General features: G+C 47.3%; 22 protein-coding genes. 12 read left to right on the forward strand and 10 right to left on the reverse strand.

The window, feature by feature from the left end; translation table 11 throughout:
- Positions 1-78 precede the first annotated feature (78 nt).
- Together tatA and tatC are read left to right on the forward strand one after the other, a co-directional pair.
- Positions 79-312, forward strand: a complete 234-nt coding sequence (gene tatA / locus AC1DLM_RS07085) for a twin-arginine translocase TatA/TatE family subunit (protein WP_171632389.1) — start codon at positions 79-81, stop codon at positions 310-312.
- A 97-nt stretch (positions 313-409) separates the two neighbouring features.
- On the forward strand, positions 410-1,165 hold the full coding sequence (gene tatC, locus AC1DLM_RS07090; RefSeq protein ID WP_477569604.1) for a twin-arginine translocase subunit TatC: 756 nt from the start codon (positions 410-412) through the stop codon (positions 1,163-1,165).
- Positions 1,166-1,370: 205 nt separating this feature from the next.
- Here the strand turns inward: tatC and AC1DLM_RS07095 are convergent, their stop codons facing one another.
- The 4 genes from AC1DLM_RS07095 to AC1DLM_RS07110 all read right to left on the reverse strand — a co-directional run bounded on the left by AC1DLM_RS07095 (position 1,371) and on the right by AC1DLM_RS07110 (position 4,631).
- Positions 1,371-2,660, reverse strand: a complete 1,290-nt coding sequence (locus AC1DLM_RS07095) for a glycoside hydrolase family 27 protein (RefSeq protein ID WP_477569532.1) — start codon at positions 2,658-2,660, stop codon at positions 1,371-1,373.
- Between the two features lie 111 nt (positions 2,661-2,771).
- Positions 2,772-3,656 (reverse strand): helix-turn-helix domain-containing protein, encoded by an 885-nt coding sequence (locus AC1DLM_RS07100; protein WP_477569533.1) that lies wholly within the window; start codon positions 3,654-3,656, stop codon positions 2,772-2,774.
- Positions 3,657-3,802: 146 nt separating this feature from the next.
- Positions 3,803-4,231: a GreA/GreB family elongation factor gene (locus tag AC1DLM_RS07105; RefSeq protein WP_477569534.1), complete on the reverse strand. Its 429-nt coding sequence runs from the start codon at positions 4,229-4,231 to the stop codon at positions 3,803-3,805.
- 199 nt (positions 4,232-4,430) lie between these two features.
- On the reverse strand, positions 4,431-4,631 hold the full coding sequence (locus tag AC1DLM_RS07110; RefSeq protein WP_056608318.1) for a hypothetical protein: 201 nt from the start codon (positions 4,629-4,631) through the stop codon (positions 4,431-4,433).
- Positions 4,632-4,949: 318 nt separating this feature from the next.
- Here AC1DLM_RS07110 and AC1DLM_RS07115 point away from each other — a divergent pair, with 318 nt between their 5' ends.
- Both AC1DLM_RS07115 and AC1DLM_RS07120 read left to right on the forward strand, forming a co-directional pair.
- Complete coding sequence (locus tag AC1DLM_RS07115) at positions 4,950-5,930, forward strand: aldo/keto reductase (RefSeq protein WP_477569535.1); 981 nt, start codon at positions 4,950-4,952, stop codon at positions 5,928-5,930.
- Positions 5,931-6,341 (forward strand): MerR family transcriptional regulator, encoded by a 411-nt coding sequence (locus AC1DLM_RS07120; RefSeq protein ID WP_477569536.1) that lies wholly within the window; start codon positions 5,931-5,933, stop codon positions 6,339-6,341.
- A gap of 270 nt (positions 6,342-6,611) precedes the next feature.
- Here the strand turns inward: AC1DLM_RS07120 and AC1DLM_RS07125 are convergent, their stop codons facing one another.
- From AC1DLM_RS07125 to AC1DLM_RS07135, 3 genes are read right to left on the reverse strand one after another with little or no spacing between them, the layout of a single operon-like run.
- Complete coding sequence (locus tag AC1DLM_RS07125) at positions 6,612-7,289, reverse strand: TIGR00266 family protein (RefSeq protein ID WP_171632407.1); 678 nt, start codon at positions 7,287-7,289, stop codon at positions 6,612-6,614.
- Between the two features lie 50 nt (positions 7,290-7,339).
- Entirely contained in the window at positions 7,340-8,539 is a 1,200-nt protein-coding gene (locus AC1DLM_RS07130) for an MFS transporter (RefSeq protein WP_441988252.1), read from the reverse strand.
- A gap of 60 nt (positions 8,540-8,599) precedes the next feature.
- Positions 8,600-9,490 (reverse strand): helix-turn-helix transcriptional regulator, encoded by an 891-nt coding sequence (locus AC1DLM_RS07135; protein WP_441988253.1) that lies wholly within the window; start codon positions 9,488-9,490, stop codon positions 8,600-8,602.
- Positions 9,491-9,647: 157 nt separating this feature from the next.
- On the opposite strand from AC1DLM_RS07135, the gene AC1DLM_RS07140 reads away from it, so the two are divergent.
- Entirely contained in the window at positions 9,648-11,042 is a 1,395-nt protein-coding gene (locus AC1DLM_RS07140; RefSeq protein ID WP_441988254.1) for an MATE family efflux transporter, read from the forward strand.
- Here the strand turns inward: AC1DLM_RS07140 and AC1DLM_RS07145 are convergent.
- From AC1DLM_RS07145 to AC1DLM_RS07155, 3 genes are all read right to left on the reverse strand, one after another.
- Positions 11,024-11,341, reverse strand: coding sequence for a type II toxin-antitoxin system RelE/ParE family toxin (locus AC1DLM_RS07145; RefSeq protein ID WP_441988255.1), 318 nt, complete (start codon positions 11,339-11,341; stop codon positions 11,024-11,026). The genes AC1DLM_RS07140 and AC1DLM_RS07145 overlap by 19 nt on opposite strands.
- Positions 11,325-11,609, reverse strand: coding sequence for a type II toxin-antitoxin system Phd/YefM family antitoxin (locus AC1DLM_RS07150; protein ID WP_441988256.1), 285 nt, complete (start codon positions 11,607-11,609; stop codon positions 11,325-11,327). Before AC1DLM_RS07150 ends, AC1DLM_RS07145 begins: the two co-directional genes overlap by 17 nt.
- 124 nt (positions 11,610-11,733) lie before the next feature.
- A complete protein-coding gene (locus AC1DLM_RS07155) occupies positions 11,734-12,639 on the reverse strand; it encodes an ArsR/SmtB family transcription factor (RefSeq protein WP_477569537.1) in 906 nt (301 codons plus the stop codon).
- A 167-nt stretch (positions 12,640-12,806) separates the two neighbouring features.
- Here AC1DLM_RS07155 and arfA point away from each other — a divergent pair, with 167 nt between their 5' ends.
- From arfA to helD, 7 genes are all read left to right on the forward strand, one after another.
- On the forward strand, positions 12,807-14,318 hold the full coding sequence (gene arfA, locus AC1DLM_RS07160; RefSeq protein ID WP_477569538.1) for an arabinosylfuranosidase ArfA: 1,512 nt from the start codon (positions 12,807-12,809) through the stop codon (positions 14,316-14,318).
- A 175-nt stretch (positions 14,319-14,493) separates the two neighbouring features.
- Positions 14,494-14,826: a c-type cytochrome gene (locus AC1DLM_RS07165; RefSeq protein ID WP_441988259.1), complete on the forward strand. Its 333-nt coding sequence runs from the start codon at positions 14,494-14,496 to the stop codon at positions 14,824-14,826.
- Positions 14,827-14,925: 99 nt separating this feature from the next.
- Positions 14,926-16,965: an LTA synthase family protein gene (locus AC1DLM_RS07170; protein ID WP_477569539.1), complete on the forward strand. Its 2,040-nt coding sequence runs from the start codon at positions 14,926-14,928 to the stop codon at positions 16,963-16,965.
- Between the two features lie 573 nt (positions 16,966-17,538).
- The gene (locus AC1DLM_RS07175; RefSeq protein WP_477569540.1) at positions 17,539-18,315 is read left to right on the forward strand and encodes an ABC transporter permease; all 777 of its coding nucleotides are present in this window, start codon (positions 17,539-17,541) and stop codon (positions 18,313-18,315) included.
- Positions 18,312-19,103 (forward strand): ABC transporter permease, encoded by a 792-nt coding sequence (locus AC1DLM_RS07180; protein ID WP_477569541.1) that lies wholly within the window; start codon positions 18,312-18,314, stop codon positions 19,101-19,103. Before AC1DLM_RS07175 ends, AC1DLM_RS07180 begins: the two co-directional genes overlap by 4 nt.
- Positions 19,104-19,135: 32 nt before the next feature.
- Positions 19,136-20,107: an ABC transporter ATP-binding protein gene (locus AC1DLM_RS07185; protein WP_477569542.1), complete on the forward strand. Its 972-nt coding sequence runs from the start codon at positions 19,136-19,138 to the stop codon at positions 20,105-20,107.
- Between the two features lie 33 nt (positions 20,108-20,140).
- Positions 20,141-22,462, forward strand: coding sequence for an RNA polymerase recycling motor HelD (gene helD, locus AC1DLM_RS07190; RefSeq protein ID WP_477569543.1), 2,322 nt, complete (start codon positions 20,141-20,143; stop codon positions 22,460-22,462).
- Positions 22,463-22,598: the final 136 nt, after the last annotated feature.

Here is a 22,598-nt window from a genome sequence, read left to right on the forward strand (position 1 = left end):
GATATTCCTGGCCGGACGATTGTCCGCAACGACCATTTAAAAATCTTATCTATCCTAATCATAAGGGAGGAAAAAAATATGTTTTCGGGAATTGGAGCTACAGGAATTATTTTACTTGTCCTTGTTGCATTGCTGTTATTCGGACCAAACAAACTGCCGGAACTTGGCCGTGCAGTCGGTCGCACGCTGAAAGAGTTCAAAGCGGGAGCAAAGGACATGCTCGGTGATAGTGACAACTGGGATAAGGATTCGAAGCGGATTGAAGTGAAGGAAGGCGTTGAGGTAGTGGATAATAAGAAACTTCCTAGTTAATGAAGCCATACTGGAAGGAGGAACTGAAGTGGTAGCCGGTAATAGCACTGCTCAAGGGAAACAGTCGAATGAGAAGCAGATTCGAGAAGACGTGGATATGTCGCTCTTCGAGCATATCGGTGAGCTTCGTAAACGAATTATCTACATATTGATCGTACTTGTGGCTGGATTGATACTCGGACTAATTGCCGTACAACCGTTATACAATTACTTGATGAGTCTAGAGCCGGCAAACGGAATAGCCTTGCACGCCTTTTCTCTATGGGATGGGATCGGCATTTATATGAAGTTTGCCGTGGCTATCGCTTTGATACCGGCTATTCCATTCGCCTTGTACCAGTTATGGGCGTTCGTAAAGCCCGCTCTGAAGAAGAATGAGCAAAGAGCGACACTGAAATATATCCCATTCGCTCTGATCATGTTTCTGATAGGATTAGCCTTTGCTTATTTCGTTGTATTTCCGCTTGCATTCACTTTTACTAGGCATATGACTGCGAAGTTGCATTTAGAGGAGACGTTTGGAATGGCCCAATACTTTACGTTTATGTTCAATATTATTATTCCGATCGCTCTCTTATTCGAACTTCCTCTCATAATTATGTTCCTGACAGCTATCCGTATTCTCAATCCGAATCGGCTACGCAAAATGCGCCGCATTGCCTATTTTGTGCTAATTCTGATTGGTACTCTTGTCACGCCGCCGGATTTTATCTCCGATATGCTGGTTGCTGTCCCGTTGATTGTCCTGTACGAGATAAGCATCTATATGGCTGGGATCGTCTATCGCAAACAGCTGGGGGCTGCTCCCAAATGGGGAAGTGAAATTATTAGGTACAACAAAGGTTTTTACTGAGTGGTGATTTAAAGGTGAGTAGAAGTTAGGTGGTTCTTAACCTTCTTTTTGAAGAGATTTTTAGCGTTACCAGACTTTATATTAGTGTTCATCACATTCCGTCGCAAACCTAATAAAAGCACCCATTCGGCTGCTTTTTAGTCTCAATTATAACCGTTACTCATAGCGACCTTTAGCCAATATGGCTAAAGATCGCTTTTTTGTTTTAAAGAGAAAGCTTCAACAGCATAGACGCATGCGGGGCAAGTGTAAAAGAAAGCTCCTCTGGTGTACCGAGTTCTTCGCGATTCCATAGGTCACGTACACTACCGATTGCAGGAGCACCAAGTTGGGATGATGTTACTTGAACGGTCTGGATGTCGTCACCAGCATTAAACAGAGCGACATAACGGACGCCATCGGTCCCCTCCGTTGTCCACACAATCCGCTCTTCTTCCCGGTACAATTGACGGGCATCTCGCCCGTTACGAAGAACATCCAACACTGCTTCATTCGTGAGTAGTGATAATGTCCACGCATCATTGTCCCTTAGTTCTCCGCCAAACATAAGCGGCGAGCGGAAGATTGCCCAAAGCGTCATCATTGTTTGCTGCTCGTCCTGTGTGAATCGCGTCCAACGGTCGCTAGCCCCACCGTCAACGGAACGTATGCCGATGTGACCGAGTGGCAGCATATCGCAGTCCGGCCAATTTCCTGCGCCAACATGCGGCGCCCATTTCTCACAGCGTTCGAACATGCCGTAAAGCAGCCGCCAGATGTCCCAGAAATCATCGGTCATACGCCAGAGGTTGGCGTGAGTCTTTAGCTCCTCAGCGAACTCAAGCGGAGCGGGACCAGGGGAAAGGCTCAGCACCATCGGACGGCCACACGTATCAATAGCCTTCCGGATCATTTGAATCTCGTCTAATTGAATCCCGTAGAGTAGAGAGGCTGCGATATCGTCCACTTTGATATAGTCGACGCCCCACGAAGCGTAAAGTTCGAATAACGAATCATAATAGGCTTGCGCGCCTTCCTTTGCCGGATCGACACCATACATATCCGTATTCCATTTGCAAATAGCGCCATCCCATGTCTTTGCAATGGACCGTGCGCTTGCATTTGTCCCAAATAGGGGTGTATCAGCATGAACCGCCTGACGTGGAATACCTCTCATGATATGAATACCAAACTTCAAACCCAGGCTGTGAACATAATCAGCCAATGGCTTGAAACCTTGTCCATCTAAAGCGGATGGAAAACGGTTCACTGCTGGTAGGAGGCGGGAAAACGCATCCATCTCGAGCGGAACATAAGGACGGTAAGCGGAAGAAATGGCACCAGGTTCGTACCACTGTATATCGACGACAATATACTCCCAGCCGAAAGGCTTTAGATGTTCAGCCATATATTGCGCATTCCCACGTACTTCTTCTTCCGTGACAGCAGCTCCATAACAGTCCCAGCTATTCCAGCCGAGCGGCGGCGTGGCAGCCCATTGGTGATGATTGGTCATTACATGAACTCGTCCCTTCTCATTTGAAGTAATAGCCATATAATAAGACGAAGTTGGTATGGAAGCTAGCGTAATGTTTTGCTGTCGTATGTAAAATATTGCGGTATGTATCTAGTCAAACATGATCTCATCGATGGAAAGAAGTTCCTTTCCTTCACGAAACCTGCTTGGTGAGTAGCCGGTCCAATTGCGGAATACTTTGCTAAAATAACTGCCATTTTGGTAGCCAACCTCCCTAGCGATCTCTTCAACTGATAATGCGCTATTCCGAAGCAATTTCACGGCAAGTTCGATTCGGAGTTTAGAGGTATAGGCCATTGGTGAGAAGCTAGTTACTTGATGAAAGGTACGTGCCAGATGGTACTTTGAGCTGCCAGCTGCTTGCGCAATTTGGTCGAGTCCTTCCAGCATCCTGAAGTTGATTTCAATATAATCAGCTGCCCGTCGTACGATCTCTGGCCAATTACTTCGCTCCTGGCGCTGCGCACTGCTGCTTCGAAGAAGCTCCATCATGAAGCTATAAACAAGGGAGGATGCGTAATATCCGTCTTTTATTGCTCCAATTCGGGCTTCTGAGTAGAGGGTCTCGAGCCGACGAATGGCCAAGCTCCGGGGGTCGAACTGTGGCATAGGTCCAAGTTCCTGAAGTAGTTCCTTCCATAGATGCTGCAGATGGCTTTGCCTAAATAAAGCGAAATAGAACGTCCAATGGGAGCTGTCTTCAGGTAAGTAGTAGCGATGCCTGCCGGGTATTTCGACCAAAAAGGAAGTTCCCTCTGGCACATCGTGATGCTGGCCGTCTAGCTCGATCTTCCCGCGTCCGGAAATTGTATATTGGAACAAATATAAGGGCCCGTCAATTCGCTTCATGCCGTCCCAATCATATTCTTGCTGTCGAATATCCTGAAATCCAACGGCAAATAACTGGTAAAGCGGAAGTACGGGGTTTTCTTGGAAGCGGTACCCGTAAACACCGTAGTTATCCTTTATTACCATAATCGATGGTTGCCCCTCGTATGAGAAATTGAATGAATTTGGAAAAAGCACCCGTTTGGGTGCTTTTTAGTCTCAAGTATAACCGTTACTCATAATGATCTCGTAATAGTAAATCGCGCGCAAATTCAGGTAGTCCAGTTGCAATTTTAGCTAAGTGAAGTCCCTACAATCCGAACGGAATATTCTGCCTCCGGAGTTTGAAGAATGAAGGTTTCACCTGTTGATTTCGATAACAATTGATTTCCAATTGGCGAAAACAGTGATATCCTATTTTGATCAGGATCTATTTCAGTTGGGAGGACCACTGTAAATACTTCATTTGATCCTTCCTCTTCGTAACAAATCGTAATGTTACTTCCTATTACCGTAACTTTGCTCAATGTTTTTACAAGATTAACATCATCAAGCTCAAGTAATCTCTCTAATATTTTTACATATTGTTTAATACTCTTATGCACTTGAATCTTCTGCTGTGAAGGATAACTGTTAAGGTACATCGTCGTTTGCTCGTCAAGAAAAACAAGCTGATCAACTAGTCGACTCCGGGTAGGGTTGGACAGATGACTACGGTTCATCGTAGATTCCTCCCCACATGATTAGATTCCAATATCGATCTAATTGCCTCATATACAAAACCTCCGGGAAATTATTTTTCTCAATAACTTTTTTCAATACTTCTGAAAGATTAAATAAAATAGGATTACAGCAAGAAGAACGGTAGAGATGACTGAGAGCAGTTTAAAAAAGGTCTCCATTTTAGTGTGAACACCTCGTTTACTTGGGATTACTTTCTCCCGATTTATAAACTACAAGGATTGCACTACGTTGAAAACCCACCCCGCTTGCAGATGACTTCAAGATGGAGCCATAGCAAACATTAACAATTTGTTCATCTTTCAATTCGGCTAAAAACTGATTAGCCCTTGTCTCCGCATAAGACGCATCCGTATCTAAAAACTCTTTTACCTGAATCACTTAGAATTCCTCCCTAAATTGTCGATTGACTAGCATGTACAGCAGAATCACATAAGACCTCACCCTTTCGCAAAGTAAATACATAAGATGTGCAATACCCATAAAAGTACAACAAGACATTCCGCAAAAAAAAGGCGGAACGTCTTGTTGCTTTGACCATATCACTTTATCTAATTTGTGTCAATTTGAATAAGCGGGAGGATATGAGTCTTCCGAATTATCATAAGGGGAGGAACTGTAACTTGACTTGGAGTTAACTCCAGAGAGTAAACTATACATGTGAGAATTATGAGCTACTGGAAAGCGAGGAATCATCAAATGGATTATGTGAAGCTTGGAAATACAGGTTTGGACGTATCGCGGATAAGTCTTGGTTGCATGAGCTTTGGAGTCGCAGAACGGTGGACGCATCCATGGGTGCTGAATGAAGAGAACAGTCGTCCTATTATTGAAAAAGCACTCGAGCTTGGTATCAATTTCTTTGATACAGCGAATATTTATTCAGATGGAACAAGTGAGGAAATTGTTGGACGAGCGCTGAAGGATTATGCGAATCGTGATGAAGTTGTCCTCGCGACAAAAGTTCATTTCCGTATGCATCAAGGCCCAAATGGGGCTGGACTTTCCCGCAAGGCCATCCTGAGTGAAATCGATAAGAGCCTTAAGCGATTGGGAGCCGATTATGTTGATTTGTATCAAATCCATCGCTGGGATTATCATACGCCGATCGAAGAAACGATGGAAGCTCTGCATGATGTAGTCAAAGCTGGGAAGGCAAGATACATTGGTGCTTCTGCGATGTACGCCTGGCAGTTCCTAAAGGCCCTGCATGTATCTGAGAAAAATGGCTGGTCACGATTTGTGTCGATGCAGAATCACTTAAACCTCATTTATCGTGAAGAGGAAAGAGAGATGATGCCGCTTTGCAAGGATCAAAAAATCGGCGTAATCCCATACAGTCCGCTGGCCTCTGGAAGATTAACGCGTGATTGGTCGGAAACCACCCACCGGTCTGAGACGGACCAAGCTCAGCGAATGAAATATGACGCATTTGCAAATGCGGATCGATTAATTGTAGATCGCCTTGCCGCAATAGCAGAGAAACGCGGCGTTCCTCGCGCGCAAATTGCCCTTGCCTGGTTGTTGCAGAAAGAACCTGTAACAGCGCCAATTATTGGTGTTACGAAGATGTCTCATCTGGATGATGCGGTAGATTCTCTATCGCTTACGTTAACACCTGAAGAGATTATGTCGTTGGAAGAACAGTATGTGCCTCATCGGGTAGTTGGTGCAGTCTAAATGTTGATCGCAGAAGTAAGTGAGAAATTCGAATTATCACAGGACACACTGCGCTACTATGAACGAGTCGGACTTATTCCGCGGGTGAACCGCAAAAATAGCGGAATTAGGGACTATACGGAAGAAGACTGCAAGTGGGTTGAATTTATCAAATGTATGCGAGGCGTAGGCCTTCCAGTTGAAACTTTGATTGACTATGTGCGACTGTTTCAACAAGGTGATGAAACGTTGGAGACTAGGAAAGAGATCCTAGTCGAGCAGCATAAAGAACTCCTAACAAGAATGGCAGATATGCAGAAAGTCCTTGAGCGGCTAGAAGGTAAAATGGATAGATACGACCAGATGATCGGTGCCGCTCGCGAGATAACTGGAATTTCTCCTGTTAATTTCGCCGAAAGTAATGGGAAATAAAGAATAACTGTGTTTTATACAGTTAATTTCAACGTTTTCTCGCGAATGCGCCCGTATCGGTCGAAATAACTGGAGGTTATCCAGTTATTAGCGATCGCGGGCCAGAAAGAGAGAGAATAGCTGTATGTTATACAGCTATTCTCCCACAACCAGGCCACCGCCTGCCGCGGTGACCTCCCAAGCCCTTGCGCCCTCGCTAGAGGCGCAACTACAGAAGAAGCATGCAAGACGTAACCGTCTATGCATGCTTCTTCTTCCATATCCGGCTGCCTATCTGCCCGGCAGCAACTGCTTAATCCAACCGCCGAAGCTCTTTGGATTCCGCGTTTGAATGAGCACGACGCCTTCGCCGCGGAAGCGGCAGACGACGCCTTCACCACTGGTAAGGCTGGAAATCCAGCCTTTTGCGGCTTTTTCAATCGTATACTGCGTATAATCCGGCCAAGCGACAAGGTGTCCGTTATCGATGAGCACTTCCTCGCCTGGTTTTAAGTTAACCGCATGAATCGCCCCGTAAGAGGAAAGGAACACAGTGCCTCTACCGCTGATCTCTACGATGAAGAAGCCTTCGCCCGACATGAAGCCGCTCATCAGATTCTGCATTTTCGTGTTCACCTGGATACCAGAGGTGCCGGCCAGGAAGCCGTCCTTCTGCACATATAGCTTATAGGAACCATCTAGCTCGACGGCCTCAATGTCGCCGATCACAGCAGGGGCGAGCAGCACCTCACCTGATCCACGATTGGGGGTCAATTCTTGGAAGAAGAACTTCTCTCCGCTGAGCATGCGGCCGAGTCCCCTCATGATCCCGCCATCTACGGTTCCTTTGAGTTCAATATTCGGGGACATGGAGACCATCGCACCGGCTTCTGCTTTGATGTTCTCACCAGCTTCAAGCTGCACGCGCAGCATAGGAAATGCGCCTTTATATAAAATTTCGTGTTTCATCGTAATCCTCCATTTTACTTATTTTTAGATGATCAAATGCCTTTATTTCTCTACGCCTCTTTGGGTCGTATGGTTGCATCCAAACTGCGATTCGCATACACGAACACCGCGCAGATTAGTAAAATACTCATCGTGACATAGAACACGGAAGTGAAGCCGTACGCAGCTGCCAAATGACTGCCGAGCAGGGGGCCGATTAGATTGCCAAGGAATAGTGAGGACGTATTGAATCCATATGCGGTGCCTTGAATCTCTGGAGCTGCAAGCTTCATGACCAGTGCGTTCAATGAAGGAATCATGCCACCGATGAACAGCCCGAGCAGGAATCTACCGACCAACAGCATCGTGATATTCGTGGCAAAAGCCTGTGGGATAAAAGCGACTGCCGCCATAAGGAGGGCAATGACCAGCGTCATGCGTTGACCGATACGGTCACCTAGTCTTCCCAATGTAGGAGCTCCGAATAAATTGGCGATACCGGTAATTGCGACGATAAGTCCGGCAAAAAAAGCCAAGTGCGCCCCTGTGTATAAGGTCTTGGCATACACCGTTACGATCGGTTCGATGCTCATCATTCCGATCTGTGTGATCAGGGATGCGGCGAACACAGGCAATAAGGGACGAAACAAACGCCACTGTGTCTTCTGTTTAACTTTTTTGTCAGAAGCGGGCTTCCGTTCCTCCTTGATGAACACCATGACGATAATACTGGCGCATAGCATGAGTCCGCCTGTGAAGAAGAACACATGGTGGTACCCGAGAAAGCTTGCCAGCACACCGCCAATTAATGGGCCGATGAGGGTGCCTGCAATTGCGCCAGTTTGCAGCGTGCCTAGCGACTTCCCTGAATGCTCTCGCGGTGTCAGAGAGGCTTGCAATGAAACCGCCATCGAGATGAAGCCGGAGAAGAATCCGTTCAGCAACCTGAGCGATAATAGCTGCCAGGGCGATGTGACAATGCCCATGAGTGCTGTTACGATGGCCATCCCGAATCCGGCGCGAAGCAGCATGATTTTGCGCCCACGTCGATCGGCAATGGCTCCCCATAGCGGCTGGGTCAAAAAGGAAGTGATGAATTGGGCAGCCACGATCCAGCCTGTCCAACGGACAATATCATCAAGATCATGAACCCCTAGCTCCCCGATATAGAGAGGTAAGAACGGAAGAACCAGATTCATGCCACACGTTATGGAGAAGTTCGCGCCCCAGAGTATCCATAATGACTTTTTCCAATGTAAGGGGGTTGCCATGATGAGGACTCCTTATCCTTTTTTTCTCAGTATAGCATAAATGGATCGATCCCAAATCATCTAGGTTCTTTGTGAAAACTGCTGCCGATAGCTCCGAGGCGACATCCCTTCCAGCTTGGTGAAGCTAGCTGCGAAATAGGCAGCCTGCTCAAAGCCAACCTCCTGAGCAATGTGGGCAATGGGCCGCTCCGTTTGCAAGAGTAAGAGCTTGGCCTGTGCTACTCTTACTTTCAGGAGATAGGTTATGGGTGAGCAGCCGTATTCTTTTTGCATACAGCGAGCGATATAGACAGGATGGAAATTGAGCTCATCGCCGAGCTGTTTAGCAGACACGGATTCGCGAAAGTGCTGCCGTAAGTACGAGGCCGCTTTCTCAGCGCAAGCGCTGGAGGCGGAGGCATGATCTGTCTCACCAGACGCGGCAAGCTGATGCAGGATTTCTTGGAATAGCTGCTGCTGAGCAAACCGAACACTGCCCACATGCGCACGAGGCTGCAGCTGCAAAAGCTGGTCGAAGATCTCGTACATTTTCTTAGGGTACTGCAGCGTCGTAAATTGTGGAATACGCATCGTGAAGGGTTCCACGGCGAAAGCTTCTACCACGGCTTCCTCCGGAGCAGGATCCTCCAAGGAGACAGGGGTAATGACAGCAGGATTATTCAGCTCCCATGCACCGCCTACATGGAAATGCAGCCAATAGGTGTGAGTTATCTCGGAGCATACCTGTGTCCCGAAATGATAACGGTCAGGCCGCAAGATGACGGCTTGTCCTGCGCCAACCTTGAATCTGGCATCCTCCTCACCGATGTAGAAGCAGCCGGAAATGGTGATAAGAAGATCAAAGACTTGGATGTTGCTGCGACTAGGGTGCTGCCCTCCCTTCGGAATAGCGTTCAATCCGCTCGTGATATAGTGGGGCAGGGGAGGGATCGTGATCTCTAGAAATGCCATGAAAGCCACCTGCTTAATCCAGAATGAAAGTTGGAATTGTATAAGTTTCAGTTGCGATGTTGATACATGAAATCAACTATAACAGCTATAATTTGAACTGACTACTAAGTTTCATTTTCATAATAAATAGAGAATCTTACTGGATGGTGGCGTGTACATGAAGGCTGAGAAAAATAAATATTCGTTATGGTTTCTAGCATGGCCTATATTTGTAGAATTACTGCTGCAACTACTTTTGGGAGCTGTTGATACACTTATGGTTAGCCGCGTTTCAGACGATGCGGTTGCGGTAGTTGGCTTAGCGAACCAGATCTTTCAAGCGGTTATGATTTTATTCATGACCGTGGCCAGCGGTGCAGGTATTCTCATTGCACAGAAAATCGGGGCCAATCAGCAGGAATCTGCACGAACAGTCGGGATTATGGCTGTTACGATAAGCGGACTCATTGGTGCGATTCTTAGTGTGATCCTGTACGTAGAGGCAGTTCCACTTGCGAGGCTGTTTCAATTAGAAGAGCGGTTAATCCCAATGGCACATACGTATATTTCAATTGTCGGCAGTGGTATGGTATTGACGGCATTAACAGCTACACTCAGCACAGCAATTCGGAATACTGGAAACACGAAGGGACCGATGATTATTGCGATCGGGATGAATGTGATCCATGTCGTGTTGAACTATGGTTGGATCAATGGTGCTTTCGGATTTCCACAGCTAGGCTTAACGGGGGTTGCGATTTCAACCTTACTGAGCCGGTTAGTTGCGACTTGTTTACTCCTCTATATGTTTATTTCGATCTTTGAGCGAAGGATCAGATGGCGTGATCTGGGCGTTTTTAACCGAAAACTATTTAGTGAAATTATCCGAATTGGCTGGCCGCTCGGCGTCAATATGTCGTCTTGGGTGTTGTCGCAGCTCGCGATTTATAGCTTTTTGGCAACGATGGGTGCTGCAGCATTGGCAGCTAGAACGTATATGAATACACTGGAATCCATCTGCTTCATGTTAGGTTATTCGATTGCTTTATCCGCACAAATCCAGATTGCGCATCTATTCGGTTCAGGGCAAACGCAGGAGGCATACAAAGCAGGCTACCGCGGTACGTGGATTGGGCTGGGCTTGGTTGGATGCAACAGCATTCTTCTTTTGATCATCGGGAAAAGCTTCTTAGGCTTCTTCAGTTCAGACAAAGCGATCATTGAGCTAGCCCTTTCTTGTTTAGTGCTAACAGCGATACTGCAGCCAGGCCGAATGATCAATATGGGCTTTGGTAATGCACTCAATGCGATTGGTGATACCCGTTTCAATATGGTGATTTCGCTGTTCTCGATGTGGGGCGTTGCTGCGGGTCTCTCCTATGTGCTGGGTTTGCATTACGGTTTAGGGTTAGCCGGCATTTACATAGCGATGATGTGCGACGAGTATCTTCGTGGTATTCTAGTGGCTATCCGCTGGCGGCGAAAGAAGTATTTGCGTTTGGCAGAAGGACGGACGAAGGGGATTGAAGTAGTAGGGCCGACTCAAAACGTAGGCTACACAAGCCATCCATAATCTTGTCGGCAATCTAGTACAAAATCAACGAATACCGTTGTTTGCTTAATTTGGTAGATCAAGAGGTATCGCTTGCACAATACCAATTTTCGATATTTATTCATGGGAATATAACTATCAGTTAACCATGGATTTCTTTCTGGAAAGTTTTCCAGTGATTTTGCCGAAAGTTTAAAATCATCAATTAGATTTTGTGCGGCTGGTGCACTTACATTTGCTAAAAATCGGGCATGTGAAACCAGCATTTCACTTGCCCTAACGGAAATGATGACCGTATATTGGTTATCTGCGTTTGCCATCTAAGACCTCTTTAACAGCTATTTGCATAAGTGAAGCCACATCATCAATGGAAACGCCTTGCTTCCCGGCAATTCGGTCCTCTTCCACAGCTACCAAATTCTCCCGAAGTCTTAGCATGCTCTCACGTCTGGCAAATGCGACAATATCCATGACGACCAAATCGCCTTCACCATTTTTAGTAAGATAGACAGGTTCCCCAGTTTCTTTACACATTTCAGAAATTTGATTATAGTTTTTTCTTATTGCTGCTGATGGTTTTATATACATAATCACACCTCATTCGTAGCAGTATTATACTTATATAATACCCTTATTATACTACGCAGTAACCTTGGATACTAGCTAATTCCATTGCAATTCAATGGAATTAGGTACTACAAGCATCCACCTCCTACCTTCGGTAGGTACGAAACCGAATATCCTGATTGTAGTTGCCGAAGCCTTCCCCATACAGCGTCAACCCACCGACATGTTCGGCATGCTCGGGTACTTCTAATCGTAAGGTCCACTCATTTCGTGAGATAGGAAGGTCTTGAATTGTAACGGTGGAAAGCAGTTGTCCATCGAGAAATGTTCCCTCTTCAGTGATGCGAAGTACCTTCAACCAACCATACTGGTTCGTATAGTCCGACCACCAAGATGGTGTAAGAAGGCCGCGACCAGCACCGGAATCGCCAGGGCTAGTCCAATACCCAAGCAGAGTATCATTCACATAAAAATGAATATCGGACGGCCAATTAGCTGCGATACCCGGTGCTTCCGAGCCGATTTCCAGCGAGATTTCGATTTCCTCCAAAGTCTGGCCTGGAAGCATATAATTGGGAACGCGATATTCAACGAAGCCCTTGGCGAACCAAAGAATTTTGGCATGCATACGCTCTGGTTCGAAGAAAAATCGGGGGTCATCGAACTGACCAATCAGTCGCTCAGTTGAAGCTAAACCGCAGGTCGGATGGACTTCATAGCGAGTATAGTGACCTACAGGAACAGATACTTCATTGAATAATCGCTGCTGTTCGGTGGACTGTGGAAGCCGAATGTCAATGCGCGATAGCGCTAATGTACAGATTTTGTGTGTACCACCTTGCTTACGAACGAGCTTCGTATGGATGAGGCCGCCGGTCTCCAACTTTTTGACATGCATCGTCACGATTGCACTGCTTAGGGAAAGACGCTGCGCCAAATCCTTCACGTTCATCTCTTCTTCAGCCAATAATTCCAAAATGTGCAGGCGCACATCGCTAGCTAACGCTTCATATAAGGGCAGCCATTTGCGGTCTGTAGTCGTTTGAATCATGCCATCAACGCCTTCTTTCGTATCTTCTGATTAACATAAATATGAATGCAACAAAAACGGGTGAAAGGTATTGATCTTCATCCTTTTTTATTGTTTAATATGAGCTATACATAACGTTTGTATTAACCGATTTATATTTATATTAATTATACGATGAGGTGAGCTAAATGTCTATGAAAGCAAGCATGATTATTGACAAGGATTTCAAAGTAGGAGAAGTTGATCCACGGTTGTATGGTTCCTTTATTGAGCATTTGGGCCGTGCGGTGTATGGCGGGATTTATGAGCCTGGACATCCGCAAGCAGATGAACAGGGGTTCCGGGGAGATGTGCTGGAGTTGGTTAAAGGCTTGAATGTGCCGATTGTTCGTTATCCCGGTGGGAACTTTGTATCCGGTTACAATTGGGAGGATGGCATCGGACCTGTGGATCAGCGCAAAAGACGTCTTGATCTTGCTTGGCGCACGATTGAGCCGAATTTGATCGGCCTTAATGAATTTATGGACTGGTGCCGCAAAGCGAACACGGATGCCATGATGGCTGTGAATCTAGGAACTCGTGGTCCTGATGAGGCGAGGGACATTATGGAATACGCTAACATCAACGGCGGCACCTATTGGAGTGATTTGCGTATTTCCMATGGCTACCGCACACCGCATAACATCAAAACGTGGTGCTTAGGCAACGAAATGGATGGCCCGTGGCAAACCGGAAGCAAAACGGCGGTGGAATATGGCCGTATCGCCTGTGAGACAGCGAAAGTGATGAAGTGGGTTGACCCTTCCATCGAGCTGGTCGCTTGCGGCAGTTCCAGCTTAGCCATGCCTACCTTCCCCGATTGGGAAGCGACCGTTCTTGAGCATACCTATGATCATGTTGATTATATTTCGCTGCATCAGTACTATGGCAATCGTGATCAAGATTCAGCGAATTTCCTAGCGCAATCCTTAGGCATGGATCGCTTCATCCATACTGTGATTGCTACGGCAGACTTCGTTCAGGCGAAAAAGCGCGGCAAGAAGAAGATCAATCTATCCTTCGATGAATGGAACGTGTGGTATCACTCGCATGATGCCGACCGTAAGATCGAGCCATGGTCCATTGCGCCTCCGCAGTTGGAGGACATCTATAACCATGAAGATGCGCTTCTTGTAGGCTGTATGCTAATTTCCATGCTGAAACGTGCGGATCGTGTCAAAATGGCCTGCTTAGCCCAACTGGTTAATGTGATTGCGCCTATTATGACCGCGAGTGGCGGTGCTGCGTGGAAGCAAACGATTTATTATCCTTATTTGCATGCAAGTGTGTATGGTCGTGGAACAGTTCTCGTACCGCTCATTAAATCACCGAAGTATGACGCGAAGGACTACACGGACGTACCCTATCTCGAGGCTGTTGCCGTGCATAACGAGAAAGCATCGGAGTTGACTATTTTCGCAGTGAATCGTCATTTGGCAGATGCACTACCTTTAGAGATGGATCTTCGCAGCTTCGGCGGCTTCCAAATCAAGGAGCATATCGTATTGGAGCATGACGATCTTAAGGCTTCGAATACGTTGGAAGCGCCAGATCGTGTGAAACCACATTCCGCAGGGAATGCGACGATTTCTTCAAATGGGCACATTGAGGCTGTTCTTGGTAAGGCCTCTTGGAATGTGATTCGTCTTAAGCTGGCGTAAAAATATCAAATAAATTCATATTAAAAGCCGCGAATTTGACCATAATAATGACATGAGAAGCCTTGATCGGTAGGAAAATCGAGGTTGTTCATGTGATGGTGCACGCGGCTCTTCTTTCTTTTCCAATCCACGCTCTGGTATGATGAGAGAAATGAGATTGAAGGAGTTTGCGCACATGAAAATGAGAGTAGGTTTGGTTGGCGGCTTCTTGCTGGTGGCAGCATTAAGCTTAACTGCTTGTGGAGATAAACCATCGGCGACACCGAGTGCGAGTGTTTCTGCGAATGTAGATGTTCCAAAGTTATATCAAAATTATTGTATCTCCTGTCATGGTAATCAATTACAAGGTGGACAAGGTCCCAATATTCAAAAAGTGGGAGAACGCCTCACCGAAGCTGAAATCGTAAAGCGGATACAAAAGGGTGGGGGCGGGATGCCGCCGTTTCAGGTCACGATGAAGGAAGAAGAATTGAAAGCACTCGCAGCTTGGTTAGCTGGGTTGAAGTAATTTACATAAACTGGAATTGTTAAGGTTATATTAAGGTTAGCTACATAATTCCTTCACAATTGACATTTACAATTAGGGGCATGAGGAGAGTGATGCAAGATGCACTTGAATTTGAAGCCCCGGAAGCGTCTTTCGAGTAAAAAGAGCTCAAGCCGTCTGGGAGCATCGATTTCACTAGTTTTATTTATGATCGGTTTACCGGTTCTGTCTGTGGTAGGTATGGAATTTCTCGAACGTGGAAATCTAGCTGAAACCATGCAGTGGATTACAGCTAATCAACCATTATTTATGTTAAATGTAGGGTTAACCTTTTGTCTGTTGTCCTTCGTTTACGCCCTCGTAGGTTCCTTGGCAATCTCTGGATCTATCACGACCTTAATACTCGGTCTGATGGCAATTATCTCGTATATGAAAGTGAAAATGATTGGGGAGCCGTTCTTCCCTTGGGATATATTGCTGAACAAAGAGAGTATGGATATTGCTTCATTAGTTACCGGAAATGCTGCATTAATTCGAATATGCGCTGTAGCGGCTGTGATTCTCATCGTCCTTGCACTTAGATGGGTGATCCCGCGTGTTACACTACCTGTTATCGCTCGAATCGGTTTAGGGCTTTTTTCGCTCTATGCCTTGTATGCATTTGGGATCAAAACACCGTTAGCTGGCAAAATTTTAGACAACGCAGGTGTTAGTGAAATTGTGTGGGATCAACAGCAAAACTATGCCAACAATGGTCTTACACTAGCATTCACACTGAATGTGAAAAACTCGATCGTTCAAAAGCCTGAAACATACAGTGAGCAAGCAATGGCTGCTGCAGCGGCCAATATTCAAAAGGCTGCGGCTACCGCCAATATTCAAGCGGCTGCTATGCAGCAGGATTCAGGCGTTCGTAAAGCGAAAGCTACCCTTGCTGACGGGAAACAGCCGAATGTCATTTTCGTAATGAGCGAAGCATTCTGGGATCCTACCCTACTAGAGAATGTAACGTTCAGTGAAGATCCGCTTCCGACCATCCACCGTTTGCAGAAGGAGTCAAGTTCCGGATATTTGCTTTCTCCACAGTATGGCGGCGGTACGAGCAACGTGGAATTTGAAGTATTGACGGGGAACTCAATGAGCTTCTTACCTGGCGGATCCATTCCGTATCAACAGTATATTTCGAAGCCAATTCCAAGTTTGGCCAGTTATTTTGCTGATAAAGGGTATAAGAGCATGGGGATTCACTCGTATGAAGGATGGTTCTGGGATCGGAATAACGTGTATAAGCAACTTGGTTTTGAATCCTTTAAGAGTAGTGAACACTTCGACAATCCGGAAACGAAAGGTTACTTCATCTCCGATGCCGAGGTTGCAAGAAACGTGATTAGTGAAGTAGATAAAACGGAAAATCCGATGTTTATCTATACCGTAACAATGCAAAATCATGGACCGTATGATGATCCGCGCTATGGGGAAAATCAGTTCAAGGCAACAGGCAATCTTTCAGCGCAAGCCAAAAGCATTCTAGAAACGTATACGCAAGGTGCACATGATGCGGATCAAAGCTTGCAAATGATGATTGATCATTTCAAGGATTCGGATGAACCGACGATGATCGTTTTCTATGGTGATCATTTGCCGATGCTTGGCATGGATTATCAGGTGTATAAAGAAGCAGGCTTTATCTCAACAAGTGATGCTAACAAATGGTCGTTGGAAGAAATCAAAAAGATGCACAGCATCCCACTTGTGACGTGGTCCAACTTCGATATGCCGAAGCAAGACATTCCGCTGCTGAGTGATTCTTTCTTAGGAGCTCACGTTCTTGATATGCTTCATATGGAAAAGCCAGCGAATTTTGCTTTGAATGCCGAGTTGGCACGACAAGTACCAGGGCTTCTTAGCAATTTGATTGTTGATCAAGATGGGCAGTTGCATGCAACTGCACCGGAATCCGCGGCACCGCTCATCGCCGATTATCGGAACGTACAGTATGACTTGATGTTCGGTAAACAGTACCTGGCCACCTATATGGATCATGATTATTTGACCAAAGGTACGCAAACGAGCTACAATGCTGAGTTTGGTGTCCCTGGCGCTGCCGCTCAGTCTGAAGCTCAAGGCAGCCAGGAGGCAAAGCCGGCAAGTGCACAGTAGTACAAATTGGATAAAGGGCCGTCTCTCAAGTGTAACTTGGGAGGCGGCTTTTGCTTTTAACCCGAGAAAACCCAACCCCAATATTAAAGATGGCCTCCCTCCTGACTTGGCGCTCCCTCAGCATTAACTGGAAAACCTCCATCTATTTATGCGGAAAAGACCAGAAATAACAAAATAGATGGAAAACGTACAGTTAATATTCTTGATATCAGCCGTTTCAGCGAAAGCTAGCCAAATTAGCTGTAGGAAATCCAGTTAGTCTATCCAAAGTGAGTAAACTGGCTGAAATAGCTGGAGTTTTTACAATTAAACATTAATTTGTTTTAAACATGCTCGCCTCAACATTCCGCCACTCCACCAACAGCAATCGCTATCACCATCTTCCGCCAACCACCACAAACAAGCTAATCTTGCTCTAAGATTATTACCTTATCGTATACGCCTCCCCATGCTAGAAATAACTGTTGCCAGAGACAGGGGTATTTTGGTAATATGAGATTCCGTCTCTACGCGGCGACTGCACGTTAAACGAAAAGTCAAACGGATCTTGAATGACAAAACAGGAGGTGTTTTATGCTTTTCGCGGTTTTGGCGCGCAAGGCGTACGCAAGGAACTTGCAGTATCGTGGCTCGCATCTGCTGCATAATGCAGTCAGTGCGGTGTTCGGCTTTATTTATGCCAGCATCTGGACCAGCTTAGGCAGTGATGCATCGCTAGGCGAATACGGTGCCAAAGGCATCGTAAGTTACATTGCTTTTAACCAGGCCATTCTGTGGATTACACAGTTTACGACGAATGGACTCGGGCTCGAGCAATCGGTCAGGACGGGGCAAATAGCGGTCGATCTGTTGCGGCCGGTGCACTTATTTTACCAGGCGATGAGCCGTGAATGGGGCCAAGTGTGGTATCAATTTTTATATAAAAGCATTCCGATTTATGTCCTCTACGTCTTCATCTTCTCCTTACAGCTTCCACAAATCGCCTCGGTGTATGGATGGACAGCACTCTCACTCGTCACGGCCTCTTATATTTCCATCTGTTTGAATTACTTAATTGGCGTAGCCGCCCTATGGACGACGGAATCCCGTTGGTTTTACTGGGTCAACTATTCGTTCGCTATGCTGTTATCTGGCTTTTTTATTCCTGTGGAATGGTTGCCAGGCTGGCTTCGGACTATCAGCTTGTACACGCCATATCCCTATTTACTCTATTACCCAACTCGAATCTACCTTGGACTTGAACATGGCACTGTGGTGCTGGGCGCAATTCTTTGGGGCATCGGGTTTACTTGTGTCTGCTTGGCCGTTACTGCGGTGGTTCGCAAGAAACTGGAGGTGCAGGGCGGATGATCTCGATTAGGCTGTTTATGCTGCTCATTCGGGCAAGTTTCCGAAGTCGCATGCAGTATAAGTTTAATTTTGTGTTCTCGACTCTCATGTCTTCGTTCATTCAAATCTCTGAATTCCTGATGGTGGCGCTGGTGATGATGAAGTTTGGCCATATACATGGCTGGACGCTGTATGAAGTGAGTTACTTGTACGGGGTGATGATGATTTCCAAAGCGATTTATCGCACACTCGCCTCCGATGTGCACCATCTGGAGAAATATCTCGTGTCCGGCGACCTGGATGCGATTCTGATTCGTCCTGTCCCTGTGCTGCTTGCCCTAATGACCCAAAATTCAAGGATTCTCATTGCCGAAATCGGCCAAGGTTTGATCCTGTTGATCATTTCAATGAAAGCGCTTATCGGAAGCGGGCAAATTGGCTGGGTCGCTATACCTTTAACGGGGGTTATCATCCTCACAGGTGCTGTGATTTTATTCGCGATTGGGCTGGCGACGGCGGCGGCAGGCTTCTGGCTAACACGTATTGAGTCTTTGCAAAATATGACCGAGGATGCCTCCCAAACAGCGGCCCGCTATCCACTTAGCATCTATCCCAAATGGCTGCAAGGCGCGCTGTTAGTACTTGTTCCAGTCGGTTTCGTCAATTATATTCCTGCTCTCTATGTACTGAGGAATGAAGGTGGCGTGGGCATGTTGGTAGGCACAGTAATGGTCTCTGTAGCTGTGTTGTGGCTAGCCATGCAATTCTGGAAGCTAGGACTATCTCGCTATCAAAGTACAGGTAGTTAATCACATTAACGAAAAGGGAGGGTATGATCCTTATGATAACGGTTAGGCATTTACGCAAAACCTTTCAATCCCCAGTCATCCAAGAGGGGAAGTTCTYGGGAATCCGAACCCTATTTTCTAGGGCGTACAAAGAGAAAGAAGCCGTGCGCGATGTGAGCTTCGAAATTGAAACCGGCGAGTTCGTCGGGTATATTGGTCCTAATGGGGCAGGGAAGTCGACGACGATCAAAATGCTCACAGGCATCCTGCACCCCACCTCTGGTGAGGTTTTGATTCATGGCAGCTCTCCACAAAAACAACGGAAGCAAGTCGTTAGGCAGCTTGGTGTTGTATTCGGTCAGCGGAGCCAGCTGTGGTGGGATCTCCCAGTGAAGGATTCTTACGAAATCCTCCTCGCGATGTATCGCGTAGAAGCGGCAGATGCCTACCTTCGATTAGGTGAATTGACGGAGCTTCTCGATTTACAAGAAATTCTAGATACGCCCGTTCGTAAACTCTCCCTCGGTCAGCGAATGCGAGCCGATTTGGCAGCTTCGATGCTGCATGATCCGGATATTTTGTTCTTGGATGAGCCAACGATCGGCCTAGATGTGGTAGCCAAAAGGAATATCCGCGGTTTCCTACAGACGCTAAATCGGGATTTCGGAAAAACCATCTTGCTAACGACCCATGACATGGATGATATCGAGCAGCTTTGCCCAAGAGTTATCGTCATTAATCACGGGCAAATTGGCTATGATGGTTCCATAGACGAGCTGAGAGATCGCATTGGACTTCCGACGATGATGAAGGTGTCTTATCGGGGGGAGATTCAAGTTCCGGATAGCTGGGAGCTGCCGTTTCGTGTGATCGCACAAGAATCGAACAGGCTGACGATTGCTTGCAACCGACAAGAACTGAAGGCGATGGACGTCCTGCGGATTGTGAGCAGTTGGGGCGATATGGATGATGTACATATGGAAGAACCGGAATTTGAAGAAGTCATTCAGAACGTGTATCTTTAAAAGAAAGAAATCACTTGGGAGTGGACTGAAACCATGGCGATAGGGAATGAAGAACGAGAGAAGGAAGCGCAGCGCGTCTCTGTGGTGCGATCCAATATTCAGCGGCGTATTATAGAGCTGCGCCAAACGGTAGATGACCGCAGATCAGAAGCGACGGCTATTGGCCGTAGCTTCTGGGACGATATTTCCGTCAATGCAGACAATGACGATGATTTGATTGAAACGGCTGCGAGTATGGCTCAGCAGGAGCATGTGCTGCAGGGGCAGGAGCGCAGCTACCGACTAGCACAGGATGCACTTCGTAAACTGKAGCGTGTCGTCGATGCACCCTATTTCAGCCGAATTGATTTTCAAGAGAAGGGCGAGCAGGAGCGGGAGAAAATCTATATCGGTTTGACGTCATTCATCGATAGTCAAACAGATGAAATTCTCATCTATGACTGGCGCGCGCCGATCGCCAGCTTGTTCTATGACTATCCGCCGGGCCCGGCGACCTACCGCACGCCAGAAATGGACGTTAGCGGCGAGCTGTGGCTCAAGCGCCAATACATCATCAAGGCTGGCGAGCTGCAGGATGTGTTCGATACCGGCATCTCGATCGGTGATGAGATGCTGCAGAAGATGCTCAGCCGCAGCGCAGATGAGAAGATGAGCTCCATCGTGACGACGATTCAGCGTGAGCAGAATCAGATCATCCGCGATGATCATCACAAGGTGCTGGTCGTCCAAGGTGCGGCGGGCAGCGGTAAAACGTCCGTTGCGCTGCAGCGCATCGCGTACCTGCTTTATAAGTACCGGACGACACTTAGTGCCGATAATATGATCCTCTTTTCGCCGAACTCACTGTTCAGCGATTACGTATCTCGCGTCCTGCCAGAGCTGGGGGAAGCGACCATGCAGCAAACGACCTTCCAAGATTATTTAACACATAAATTAACGGATACCGGACTGAAGCTGGAGGATCCGTATGATCAGCTCGAATTTATTTTGACAGGCACCGAACAGGATCCTTTGTATGCTGCACGGTTGCAGAGCATTACCTACAAGACTTCCGAGGCTTTTCTAAGTGTGATTGAAGCTTATGGGGATAAATTGAAAGAGGGCGGGATCCGATTCGTTGACTTGGCTGTGGGTAAGAAAGTGCTGATCACCGCTGATGAGCTGAGCGAACGCTTCTACGGTAAGCCTTCGATTCTTGCCATCGGTGAGCGCATGGAGCAGCTGTCAGAATGGATATTAGAGAGGCTAGACGTGTTTCAAGCTGATGTGCAGAAACGGTTTTATCGTAAGCTTGTGCGTGAGCCGAAATATATGGGTTCTGAGCCTGAAATGAAGAAAATGAGCAGAGTTAAAGCGCACAAAGCGATCACGCCGCTCCGCGAAAAAGCACAGAAATTAACCTATGTCGACGTGCTCGGCATGTACAAAGCCTTGTTTACGGATCCGAGCCTTCAACAAGAACTAGTGAGGCTTGCCCATCAGCCCCTGCCTGAAGCATGGGCAACGATCAGTGATTTCACGGTGGAGGCGCTCACGCAAGGTCACTTGCGTTATGAGGACGCGACCCCGCTCGTGTATCTCAAAGGACTAGTGGAGGGGCAGCTGCGCGTGGGCACGATCCGCTACTGCCTCGTTGATGAAGCGCAGGACTATTCACCGTTTCACTATGCCTATTTGAAAAAGATGTTCCCACGCGCACGCTTTACGCTGCTCGGCGATTGGAATCAAGGGATCTTCACGCATGCGAACGCGAATGTGAGCGAGCTCGTCAACGCTGGTGGAGGTTCAGACTCCACGCAGCAAGAGCAAGCCTACAGCTCGATTAGCGAGCTGATGGGGGAAGACGAGACGGAGACGATCCGTCTCGTCAAGAGTTACCGCTCAACACGCGAAATCACGGAGTTCGCGTGTCAGGTCTTGCCGGGCGGCGAACCGGTGGAACCGTTCAGCCGCAGCGGCGAAGAGCCGCGCTTGCTGCGCGCAGTAAGCGAGCAAGAACTGATCCGCCTCGTCGCAGAGGCGGCTGCACTGAGGCAGGGCGGCGGCGCAAGCTCCGTCGCGATTATTTGCAAGACCGAGCGCGAGACGGAGTCTGCGCACGGGCGCTTGAAGCCGCTGCTGCCGGAGCTCGCGCGGATTAGCAAAGACACGCTGCACTACGAAGCAGGCGTGATGATCCTGCCGGCGTACCTCGCCAAAGGGCTCGAGTTCGACGCGGTTATTCTCTACGACGCCGGGGCAGCTGTCTACGCGGAGGCGAAGGAACGCAAGCTGTTTTACACGGCTTGCACCCGGGCACTTCACTATTTAGATGTCTGTTATCTAGGTGAATTAACCCCTTTTCTTCCCGATTAATAGACATCCGTCCATACCCATCCGCCCTGCCTAACATAGAATATATGGAGCAACCAAGATCAGGTATAGCAGGCGGAAGGGGGAACTAACCATGTCAAACGTTGGACACTCCAGCACTGCAGTTGTACTGGTATTG

This window comes from Paenibacillus sp. 01T442, from assembly GCF_056398345.1.